The following is a 10,218-nucleotide window of genomic DNA, read 5'->3' on the forward strand; positions in this document are numbered from 1 at the left end:
AACCACGACGCCTTCGGTTATTTCACGGCCGCATACGGCATCACCTACGTCGGCAGCGTGATCCCGAGCTTCGACGACAACGCCGAACCGAGCGCAACCGAAATCGACCAACTCGTCACGAAGATCAAGGCCACCGGCGTCAAGGCCGTGTTCTCCGAGGCCTCGATCAGCCCCAAGGCCGCCGACACGATCGCCCGGCAGGCCGGCGTCACCGTGTACTCCGGCGACGACGCCCTGTATGGCGATTCCCTCGGCCCGGCCGGCAGCGACGGTGCCACCTACGTCGCCTCTCAGCTGCACAATGTGCGCCTGATCCTCGAGTCCTGGGGCAGAGTCCCCACCGCCGTACCGGCAGACCTGCGAGAGTGAACACGTGAACGAGAACGATTCTCAACCGCGGACCGCCGCGCCGCTCGCCCTCCACGTGGCCGGGGCATCCTTCGCATACGCCCAGACGCCCGCGCTCGAAGACGTCGCCTTCGACCTGCGCGCGGGTGAGGCCGTCGCCCTGATCGGGCCGAACGGTTCGGGAAAGTCGACCCTACTCAAGGGAGTGCTCGGCCTGATCCATCGCACAGCAGGCACGGTCGAAGTGCTCGGTGAATCCCCGGCCCCCGCAGGCGCGGTCGGGTACGTGCCCCAGGCCGACGAGCTCGACCCGGAATTCCCGGTCACCCTCGAACAGGTGGTCATGATGGGGCGATACCGTTCCCTCGGCTGGCTGCGCCTGCCCGGCAAACGCGACCGCGCGCACGTCGCAGCGGCCCTCGAGGCCGTCGGCCTCTCCGAACGCGCCAGGACCCGGTTCGGCGAACTCTCCGGGGGCCAGCAGCAGCGCGGCCTCCTCGCCCGCGCCCTCGCATCCGGGCCCCGCCTGCTCCTGCTCGACGAACCGTTCAACGGCCTCGACCAGGAGAACCGCAACGCGCTCGTGGACACCGTGAAGCGACTCAAGGCCGACGGTGTTGCCGTGCTCATCTCGACGCACGACCTCGAACTCGCCCGCGACGTCTGCGAATCGGTCCTGCTGCTGAACGGCGGCCAGGTCGCCTTCGGCCCACTCGACGAGGTGCTCAGCCTTGAGAACGTCCAGCGCACCTTCCGGTCCGTCGGGGTCGAACTCGACGAGCACACCGTCGTCGTGCCCAGCCACACGGGGCACTGAGTGGATGCCTGGGGCGCGCTTCTCGACGCCTTCTCCCTGCCGTTCATGTCCCGCGCCCTCGTGGTGCTCCTCGTGCTGAGCCTCGTCGCGGGCATCGTCGGCGTGCTGGTCAACCTGCGCGGGCTCGAATTCATCAGCGACGGGCTCACCCACGCGGTGTTTCCCGGCATCGCGATCGGGTTCGTCTGGGGCGGCCGTGAGGGCCTCTTCGCGGGGGCGATCGTCGCGGCAGTGCTCACTGCGATCGTGTTGGCGGTGCTGATGCGCAAGGCTGTGCCGGTCGACGCCGCGATCGCGATCGTGTTCACGGCCATGTTCAGCATCGGCGTGATCGTCGTGTCCCGGCAGACCAACTACGTCGGCCAGCTCGAACAGCTCCTGTTCGGGCGGCTGCTCACGATCAGCGTGGTCGAGGTCGTCCAGACGATCGTGATCTGCGCGATCGCCCTCCTCCTCGTGGGAGTCACACTCAAGGAGCAACTCTTCCGCGCCTTCGACCGCACCGGGTTCTCCGCCGTCGGCTACCGGCCCTTCGTGCTCGACCTCGTGCTCAACGTGGCGATCGCGCTCGTCGTCGTCGCCGCGTCGAGCGCCGTCGGAACCCTGCTCGTGCTCGCGGTGCTGATCGTTCCCGGCGCGGTCGCACGGCTCGTGACCGTGCGCCTGTGGCTGCTGTTCCCGGTCGCGGCGGTGTTCGCCGCCGTCGCGGCGTGGCTCGGCCTCTCCCTCGGCTATGTGGCATCCGTGGGGGCCGGCATCAACCTGCCGAGCGGCGCGACCGTCGTGCTCGTACTCGTCGCCGGGTACGCCCTCGCCCTCGTCGGCCGACTCCTGCTCGACCGGCTGCGCGCGCCGCAGCCTCGGCCCGCGGCGGTGCTCTGATGGATTACTTCAGCACCGCCCTCATCGCCGCGACCGTGATCGGCGCACTCTGCGGCCTCGTCGGCTCCCTTGTCGTGCTGCGCCGGCGCACCTTCTTCGCCCAGGCCCTCACCCACGCCACCTTCCCCGGCGCGGTCGCCGCGGCCATGCTCGGGCTGAGCATTCCGCTCGGGGCTTTCGTCGCGAGCATCGCCATCGTCGGAATCATGACCGTGATCGGCCGGGTGCGCCGCCAGGGCAGCCAGGTGGCCTCTGGCATCGTCCTCACGGCGGGCTTCGCGCTCGGGGTGCTCCTGCAGGCGCTCAACCCGTCGCTGCCCGTTCACGTCGATTCGTTCCTCGTCGGATCCATCCTGACCACGACCGGTTCCGACATCGGCCTCGCCGGCGGCGTCCTCGTGGTCGCCGTTCTGGTGATCGTCTTCTTCGGCAAGGAACTGCTGTTCTCGACCTTCGATGCGAGTGGATACCGCGCGGCCGGATACCGGGAATGGCCGATGGAACTCCTGACCCTGGGCCTCATCACCGCGACCGTCGTGACCGCGATGCCCGCGGTCGGCGCGATCCTCGCGATCGCCCTGATCGCAGCCCCCGCGGCCGCCGCACGCCTGCTCGCCCGCACCACGGGGCAGATCCTCGTCGCGGCACCCGTCCTCGGGGCGACGGCCGGGATCAGCGGGGTACTGCTCTCGCGCGCCATCGACGTCGCCGCCGGGCCCGCGATCGCGCTCACCGCAGCAGCGTTCTTCCTCCTGGCTCTCGCCGTGCGTCAGATCCGCTCCCGGGCCGGCAGTTCCCGGACCGCCGCCCTGCCCACCCGGCCGGCTTCCGGTCGTGCCGCCGCCCGGGCGAGCCTAGGGTGGGAGTCATGAAGCGCAACACCTGGCAGCGCGAGGCTGTGCGCACCGCCCTCAGCGACACGGTCGGATTCGTGAGCGTGCAGGGCCTGCACACCCGCCTGCACGCCACCGGATCCCCGATCGGACTCGCGACGGTCTACCGCGCCCTCGCCGACCTCGCGGGCGAAGGCGAGGCCGACTGCTTGCAGTCGCCCGACGGCGAAAGCCTCTACCGGGCCTGCAGCACGACAGACCACCACCACCACCTGATCTGCCGGCACTGCGGCCTCACCGTCGAAATCGAAGCGGATGCCGTCGAAACCTGGGCGAAGAACGTCGCCGCCGAGCACGGCTTCACCCAGGCCGCCCACGTCGTCGACGTGTTCGGCCTGTGCGCGGCGTGCACCGCGGCATCCGCCGCCGCCGCCATCGCCTGAGCGGAGTTGCGCGGACACCCGTCGACCCGTAGAGTTGGCGGTTGCTGCGCATATCTTTGCGTGCACTGCCGGAATACATCGGCTTCGCTTTCTGAACCAGTGAAGTGGAACTGCTGTGCCCGGCCGACAAGAGATCTTGGGAAGGGCATTCGCCCTTCGGTATTGGAGGAGAACCATGGCAGCAACCTGCCAGGTGACCGGAGCCGTTCCCGGCTTTGGACACAACGTTTCGCACTCGCACCGACGCACCAAGCGTCGTTTCGACCCGAACGTACAGACCAAAAAGTACTACGTGCCTTCGTTGCGCCGTAACGTCACCCTGACCCTCTCGGTCAAGGGAATCAAGGTTATCGATGCTCGTGGCATTGAGTCGGTCGTCAAGGACCTGCTCGCCCGTGGGGAGAAAATCTAATGGCCAAGCAGCATGACGTCCGCCCGATCATCAAGCTCCGCTCGACGGCCGGCACCGGTTACACGTATGTGACCCGCAAGAACCGTCGTAACGACCCCGACCGTCTCGTGCTCAAGAAGTACGACCCCGTAGTGCGCAAGCACGTTGACTTCCGAGAGGAGCGCTAACACATGGCCAAGAAGAGCAAGATCGCCCGTAACGAACAGCGCAAGATCGTTGTTGCCCGTTACGCCGTCAAGCGCCTGGAGCTGAAGAAGGCCCTCGTCGACGAGTCCGGTACGGACGAGTCGCGCGAGGCAGCCCGCCTCGGCCTCCAGAAGCTTCCCCGCAACGCTTCGCCGGTGCGCGTGCGCAACCGCGACGCCGTCGACGGTCGCCCCCGTGGCCACCTCTCCAAGTTCGGCATCTCGCGCGTGCGTTTCCGCGACATGGCGCACCGCGGCGAGCTGCCCGGCATCACCAAGTCCAGCTGGTAACACCCGCTGAATCGCTTCGCTGAACTCCGGTTCCGCGAATGAGGGGATGTCGACTTCGGTCGACATCCCCTTTCTCGTACCCGGGCGGATGTCTCGTCGAGGGACCCCGGATTCCGCGCACAGCGGAAATGGCACTCCCGGAAGGGCAAAAAGCGCCCCAAGATGCCGAAAAACGCCGGAAATACGCGGAAGTTCCCGGAACTCTGTTAGATTCAACGCGGTCCAACCGACCAACGGATGCGCCTTCTGGCGTCGCCCGCATTACCCGCATACCTGTTTTTTACAGACGAAGGTCCGAGGAGGACACTCAATGGCTGACAAGTCGCTGAACAAGACCGAGCTCGTTGCCAAGGTTGCCGCAGACTCTGGCCAGAGCCAGGTTGCCGTCGACAGCGTGCTCAACGCATTCTTTGCCGCACTCGCCGAAACCGTCGCGAGCGACGGCAAGGTCACCATCCCGGGCTGGCTCGGCGTCGAGCGCACCGCCACCGCGGCGCGCACCGGCCGCAACCCGCAGACCGGCGAAGAAATCGCCATCGCAGCAGGCCACCGCGTCAAGCTGACCGCCGGCAGCAAGCTGAAGGCCGCCGCCAAGTAACATCGGCACCCGTTCCACCTGCTTCACCCGCTTCATCTGCTTCACCTGCTTCATACAGAGGAGGGCGTCGGCTTCGGCCGGCGCCCTCCTCTGCGTCCGGTCCGTGGCATCCGCTCTCGGCATACCCACCCGGCTGGCCGGTTAAGCTGGAGCCGTGCCTCGTCTCGTGCGGATCTCCGGTCCTGCAGCCCTCCTCCTGGTGGCCGTGCTCTCGACCCTGCTGGCCCTCGCCTACGGCGGCGGCGCTGCTGCGCAACTGCTCGCAGACCCGGGGCCGCTCGTGCGCTGGGGACTCCCGGTGGCGAAGCTGCTCGTCAACCTCGGTGCTGCGGGCACGATCGGCGCCCTCGTGCTCGCCTGCTTCGCGCTCAGCCCCCGCGAGAACGCATACGGCACCTCGCTCGACTTCGCCGCGGGAGCCGCGGCACTCTTCACCGCCGCCTCCGCTCTCACCGGGTTCCTGACCTTCCTGCAGGTGACGGATGTCCCGTTGGCCTTCGACGACCGCTTCAGCGCGACCGCCGGCCAGTTCTTCAGCCAGATCGAACTCGGCCAGGCCTGGCTCGCGACCACGCTCATCGCCGCGGGCGTCACGGTGCTGTGCTTCGCGGTGCGCAGCCAGACCGGGCTCGTTTTCGTCACGGCCCTCGCGATCGGCGCCCTCGTTCCGATGGCGCTCCAGGGCCACGCAGCGGGCAGCCAGGGCCACGACGTCGCGATCACGGCACTCGGACTGCACCTCGTGTTCGCGGCGATCTGGCTCGGCGGGCTCCTGACGGTCGTCGTGCTCCGCAAACAGCTCGAGGGCACGCGTATCAACGCCGTCATCGGCCGCTATTCGACGCTCGCCCTCGTGAGTTTCATCGTCGTCGCGGCCTCCGGTTACGTCAGCGCCGAACTGCGGATCGGCAGCATCGACCGGCTTCTGACGCCGTACGGCATCCTCGTGCTCGTGAAGGTCGTCGCCCTCATCACGCTCGGCGGTTTCGGTGTGTTGCAGCGCCGGTTCCTCGTCGAGCGGATGCGCCGGGCCACGCTCGCGGGACCGGGCGCCGCCGGCCGCAGCGCGGGCACCTGGTTCTGGTGGCTCGTGGTCGGCGAGCTCGCTTTCATGGGACTCGCCTCAGGGGTTGCTGCGGCGCTCGCCCGTACCGCGACCCCGGTCGCCCAGGTCGTGGCGACCCAGGTCGCCACCTCGACCCCCGCGCAGATCCTCACCGGCGAGCTGCTGCCGCCAGAGCTGACCTTCGCCCGGTACTTCACCGAGTGGGACTTCGACCTGGCCTGGGTGCTGTTCTGCGCCTTCGGGATCTTCTTCTACCTGGCCGGGGTCTACCGGTTGCACAAGCGCGGTGACTCCTGGCCTGTCTACCGGACCGTGTCCTGGGTGGTGGGGATGCTCATCCTCTTCTACATCACCAACGGCGGCGCCAACCTGTACGCGAAGTATCTGTTCTCGTCGCACATGCTGATGCACATGGCGCTCACCATGCTGGTGCCGGTGTTCCTCGTGCCCGGCGCCCCGATCACCCTTGCCGCCCGGGCCATCCACAAGCGCACCGATGAGAGCCGCGGAGCCCGCGAGTGGATCCTCCTCGCGGTGCACTCCCGGTACGCGGGCGTCCTGACGAACCCGATCGTCGCCGCAGTGCTCTGGGCCGGCTCCCTCTGGGTGTTCTACTACTCGAACCTGTTCAGCTGGGCGACGACCGACCATATCGGGCACGAGTGGATGGTCGTGCACTTCCTGATCACCGGGTACCTGTTCGTGCAGTCCCTGATCGGCATCGACCCGGTGCCGTACCGGCTGCCCTACGCCTTCCGGCTGCTGCTGCTGCTCGGCACGATGGCGTTCCACGCCTTCTTCGGGGTCGCCCTGATGACCGGGACGGGCCTGCTCCTCGCCGACTGGTACGGCGCGATGGGCCGTACCTGGGGGGTCAGTGCGATCGCCGACCAACAGCTGGGCGGCGGCATCGCCTGGAGCGTCGGCGAGATCCCGACGATCGCGCTGGCGATCGCCGTCGCGATCCAGTGGTCCCGCAGTGACGAGAAGGAAACCCGGCGCAAGGACCGCAACGCCGACCGGACCGGCGAGGCCGAGCTCATCCGCTACAACGCCCAGCTCGAGCGGCTCGCCTCGCGCGACACCCGGCAGCCCTAGTCCCTGCCGGAATCGGTCAGCGGAGCTGGATCGCGAGCGACCCGTCGGCCCCGACCACGACCTGGATCGCGACCGCGAACGGAACATCCTCATCCCGGGTGCTGAGGTCCCCGTCGAAGAGCGACTGCACGGCGACCTTGATGTGCGCCCTGCCTGCCGTCGCCGGCATGTCGAAGGCGGTGTCCCCGGCGGCGAGCGTCACGGCCGGGTATTCGGGAATCGACCAGGTCGGCACCGACTTGACCCTGTCGTTGATCTCGATCCCGAAGGGGCAATCAGAGGGCTGCAGGACCGTCTGCGTCGCGCAGGAATCGAGGAAGGCGTTGAGCTCCGACTGGACCTGCCCGACGAAGGACGCGTTCGGTTCGGCGTCGACCGAGACATCCGTCGCCCCGGACTGCGTGACGGGAACCGACTGCGGCGCCGCGGTCAGCAGGGCCGACTCGTGCGCGATCGTGTACCGGGCCGGGGCGAACGCGAGGTACGCGGCCTGGTTCGAGAACGTCACCGGGCCGTCGGCCGCCGCGTGCGCGCGCGTGTCGAGGGTGAGGCCGTTGACCGAGAAACTCGCCTCGTGCAAGACCGTGACGCCGAGCACCGCGAGGGGGCTGGTGTCGAAGCGCCACGAGTCGAAGACCGCCGCGTACGTTCCCGCCCTGGCCACCCGGAACTCCATCGTCTCCGGAGCACCGTCGAGGTCGAAGGCGTAGATCACGCTGTGCACCTCGGCGGTGCCGGTGCCTGTGCCTGTGTCGGCGGCGTCCGGCTGCACGGTGTCGCTGACGAGCCTGATCGCGGTGATCGAACTGAGCACGGATGCCCGCAGCAGCGTGTCGGGAAGTTCCGTCGGCAGGCCCGCCGCCGTCAGCTCTGCCGTGGTCGGGGTCACCCCCGGCAGGGTGAGTGCGCTCGCGGTGTCGTGTCTGGCCAGGGCGTCGAGGTACTGGCGCACAAAACCACCCGCGCTGTACACCTCGCGGTTGAGCGAACCGATCGCCGCGAACAGCGCGGCGACGAGGAGGACGACAACCACGACGACGGCGACGAGGGTTCGGCCCCGGTCGCGCGGGGCCGTGCGGTCGCGGTTGCTCACGTCCACATTCTACGGGCGCGATTCTGAGGTGCCGGCGTGCGTGGGTGCGGGACGGGAGCTGCGATGTCCACGGATGCCCGGCATCCGCCCCCGGCACCGGCCCGGGCGGATACAGTGGAATGTTCCCTCCATTCCTACTGAAAGCGACCCGTGTCCCCGATTTCGTTGTCGCGTGAGCAGGCCGAGGTCTACCAGGCCATCGAGAACACGCGCCAGAATGTCTTCGTGACGGGGCGCGCCGGCACCGGCAAGTCGACGCTGCTGAACCACCTGTCGTGGAACACCAGCAAGCAGATCGTGATCGCCGCCCCGACCGGTGTCGCGGCGCTCAACGTGGGCGGGCAGACGATCCATTCGCTCTTCCGGCTGCCGATCGGGGTCATCGCCGACCACGCGATCGACCAGAACGACCAGGTCAAGAAGCTGCTCAACACGATCGACACCGTCGTGATCGACGAGGTCTCGATGGTCAACGCCGACCTGATGGACGCGATCGACCGCAGCCTCCGGCAGGCCAGGCAGCGCCCGAACGACAGCTTCGGCGGCGTGCAGATCGTCTTGTTCGGCGACCCGTACCAGCTCGCGCCCGTCCCCGGCGATTCCGACGAGCGGGCGTACTTCACCGACACCTACCGGTCGATGTGGTTCTTCGACGCGAAGGTCTGGAAGGGCGCTGAACTGCGCATCTTCGAACTGACCGAGGTGCACCGGCAGCGGGATGCCGACTTCCGGCACATGCTGAACGCCGTGCGCTACGGGCAGGTCACCGCGGAGATCGGCGGCGCGCTCAACGCAGCGGGCGCCCGCACCCCGCCTGCAGAGGGCGTGATTACCCTCGCCACCCGCAACGACGCGGTCAACCGGATCAACGCGGCCGCGCTCAAACGACTGCCGGGCAAGGCGCTCACCGCGAAGGCAGAGGTCACCGGTGACTTCGGCGGCCGCACCTATCCAGCGGACGCGGTGCTCGAGCTCAAGGTGGGCGCCCAGGTGATGTTCCTGCGCAACGACTCTCCGCTCGACGGCGGCGCGCGCTGGGTCAACGGCAGCATCGGCACGGTCACGAAGGTGGATTCGACGGTCTACGTCGAGATCGACGGCACGACGCACGAGGTGGAGCCGGCCGTGTGGGAGAAGTACAAGTACAGCTACAACCAGGCGACGAAGAAGCTCAGCAGGGACGTCGTCGCCGAGTTCACCCAGTTCCCGCTGCGGCTGGCCTGGGCGGTCACCATCCACAAGTCCCAGGGCGCGACGTACGAACGGGCGATCGTCGACCTCGGCACCAGGGTCTTCAGCCCCGGCCAGACCTACGTTGCCCTCAGCCGGCTGACCGGCCTCGACGGGCTCTACCTCACCCGGCCGCTGCGGCCGAGCGACATCATCGTCGACGAGGACGTGCAGCGGTTCATGGGCAGCCAGGGCGCCCTGCCCGCGTCCTGACCCGCGGCTAGTGGTGGTGGCCGGCCGGGGTCTCGGGGGTAGGGGCCGAGGGAAGACCGTGCGAGCCGTGCGGGACGGCGTGCGCGCCGGCATCCGTCGCGGCCAGCGCCGGTGTGGTGAGCCCGGAGACGACGAGGGCGGCGAGCGTGAGAGCCGCGAGGAAGCGCCACCCGCCGGCCGTCTCACCCGCTGGGGTGTGTGCCGAATCCAGGACGTGGTGCCTGATTCGGGTTGGCTCGGGGCGATTCGGGCCGGATTCGGCCTGAACTCCTGAATTCGGAACGCGCTCGGTGGTGGTGGTGCCGGTGCTGGCGGCGCAGCCCCGGATGGGGAGGGTACCGTGGACGAAACCGACCCGGAAATGCGGTTGACTGGATACTCGGCCCGGGACGACTGGAGCAGCAATGGACCTCACTACCGTTGTGACGATCACGCCCGCCCGCGAGCGCGCCGACCTGGGATTGCTCGGCGAAACGGTCGCTCCCCTCGCGGGCGGTTCCGAGCTGTTCGCCGATCCCAGGGTTCACCTCACCGGCCTCGTCGACCTGCAGTCGTTCGGCTGGCCCGCGCTGACCGTGACCCCTGAGGGCCTCGAGATCGCCGCGACGTGCACCCTTGCCCAGCTCGCCGCGCTCCCGACCCGGCCGGGCTGGACCGCGCATCCGCTGCTCTTCGAATGCTGCACCGCTCTCTACGGTTCATTCAAGGT

12 protein-coding genes and 1 pseudogene are annotated in these 10,218 nt (G+C 68.3%); 12 read left to right on the forward strand and 1 reads right to left on the reverse strand.

Going from position 1 to position 10,218, the window contains the following annotated elements:
• The 10 genes from QN345_RS11195 to QN345_RS11240 form a co-directional block, all read left to right on the forward strand.
• Window positions 1–369, forward strand: a 369-nt coding sequence (locus QN345_RS11195; protein ID WP_323508658.1) for a metal ABC transporter substrate-binding protein, incomplete at its 5' end; no start/stop codon positions are given.
• Window positions 370–373: 4 nt separating this feature from the next.
• Window positions 374–1,165 carry a metal ABC transporter ATP-binding protein gene (locus QN345_RS11200; RefSeq protein WP_134448502.1) on the forward strand — a complete coding sequence of 264 codons (792 nt, stop codon included), beginning with the start codon at window positions 374–376 and terminating at the stop codon, window positions 1,163–1,165.
• A complete protein-coding gene (locus QN345_RS11205) occupies window positions 1,166–2,047 on the forward strand; it encodes a metal ABC transporter permease (RefSeq protein WP_134448500.1) in 882 nt (293 codons plus the stop codon).
• On the forward strand, window positions 2,047–2,919 hold the full coding sequence (locus QN345_RS11210; RefSeq protein WP_322189040.1) for a metal ABC transporter permease: 873 nt from the start codon (window positions 2,047–2,049) through the stop codon (window positions 2,917–2,919). Before QN345_RS11205 ends, QN345_RS11210 begins: the two co-directional genes overlap by 1 nt.
• Window positions 2,916–3,323, forward strand: a complete 408-nt coding sequence (locus QN345_RS11215) for a Fur family transcriptional regulator (RefSeq protein WP_134448496.1) — start codon at window positions 2,916–2,918, stop codon at window positions 3,321–3,323. Before QN345_RS11210 ends, QN345_RS11215 begins: the two co-directional genes overlap by 4 nt.
• Window positions 3,324–3,498: 175 nt before the next feature.
• Entirely contained in the window at window positions 3,499–3,735 is a 237-nt protein-coding gene (gene rpmB / locus QN345_RS11220; protein WP_134448494.1) for a 50S ribosomal protein L28, read from the forward strand.
• Window positions 3,735–3,902, forward strand: coding sequence for a 50S ribosomal protein L33 (rpmG, locus tag QN345_RS11225; protein ID WP_092322741.1), 168 nt, complete (start codon window positions 3,735–3,737; stop codon window positions 3,900–3,902). Before rpmB ends, rpmG begins: the two co-directional genes overlap by 1 nt.
• 3 nt (window positions 3,903–3,905) lie before the next feature.
• Complete coding sequence (rpsN, locus tag QN345_RS11230) at window positions 3,906–4,211, forward strand: 30S ribosomal protein S14 (protein ID WP_134448490.1); 306 nt, start codon at window positions 3,906–3,908, stop codon at window positions 4,209–4,211.
• A gap of 310 nt (window positions 4,212–4,521) precedes the next feature.
• Window positions 4,522–4,809, forward strand: a complete 288-nt coding sequence (locus tag QN345_RS11235) for an HU family DNA-binding protein (protein ID WP_134448488.1) — start codon at window positions 4,522–4,524, stop codon at window positions 4,807–4,809.
• A gap of 154 nt (window positions 4,810–4,963) precedes the next feature.
• Window positions 4,964–6,973 (forward strand): cytochrome c oxidase assembly protein, encoded by a 2,010-nt coding sequence (locus QN345_RS11240; RefSeq protein WP_174774570.1) that lies wholly within the window; start codon window positions 4,964–4,966, stop codon window positions 6,971–6,973.
• Between the two features lie 16 nt (window positions 6,974–6,989).
• Here QN345_RS11240 and QN345_RS11245 read toward each other — a convergent pair whose 3' ends face one another.
• Window positions 6,990–8,066, reverse strand: a complete 1,077-nt coding sequence (locus QN345_RS11245) for a hypothetical protein (RefSeq protein WP_322189043.1) — start codon at window positions 8,064–8,066, stop codon at window positions 6,990–6,992.
• 150 nt (window positions 8,067–8,216) lie between these two features.
• Here QN345_RS11245 and QN345_RS11250 point away from each other — a divergent pair, with 150 nt between their 5' ends.
• Both QN345_RS11250 and QN345_RS11255 read left to right on the forward strand, forming a co-directional pair.
• A complete protein-coding gene (locus tag QN345_RS11250; RefSeq protein ID WP_134448484.1) occupies window positions 8,217–9,509 on the forward strand; it encodes an ATP-dependent DNA helicase in 1,293 nt (430 codons plus the stop codon).
• A gap of 404 nt (window positions 9,510–9,913) precedes the next feature.
• Window positions 9,914–10,218: pseudogene (locus QN345_RS11255) on the forward strand (FAD-binding molybdopterin dehydrogenase); the annotation flags it as partial.

Origin of the sequence: Cryobacterium sp. 10I1, assembly GCF_035019805.1 — a bacterium.
GTDB lineage: Bacteria > Actinomycetota > Actinomycetes > Actinomycetales > Microbacteriaceae > Cryobacterium > Cryobacterium glucosi.

Bases quoted from the DNA above. Each gene is read 5' to 3' on its own strand.
- QN345_RS11210 (WP_322189040.1), top strand. From the start codon at position 2,047: ATGGATTACTTCAGCACCGCCCTCATCGCCGCGACCGTGATCGGCGCA.
- QN345_RS11215 (WP_134448496.1), top strand. From the start codon at position 2,916: ATGAAGCGCAACACCTGGCAGCGCGAGGCTGTGCGCACCGCCCTCAGC.
- rpmG (WP_092322741.1), top strand. From the start codon at position 3,735: ATGGCCAAGCAGCATGACGTCCGCCCGATCATCAAGCTCCGCTCGACG.
- rpmB (WP_134448494.1), top strand. From the start codon at position 3,499: ATGGCAGCAACCTGCCAGGTGACCGGAGCCGTTCCCGGCTTTGGACAC.
- rpsN (WP_134448490.1), top strand. From the start codon at position 3,906: ATGGCCAAGAAGAGCAAGATCGCCCGTAACGAACAGCGCAAGATCGTT.
- QN345_RS11235 (WP_134448488.1), top strand. From the start codon at position 4,522: ATGGCTGACAAGTCGCTGAACAAGACCGAGCTCGTTGCCAAGGTTGCC.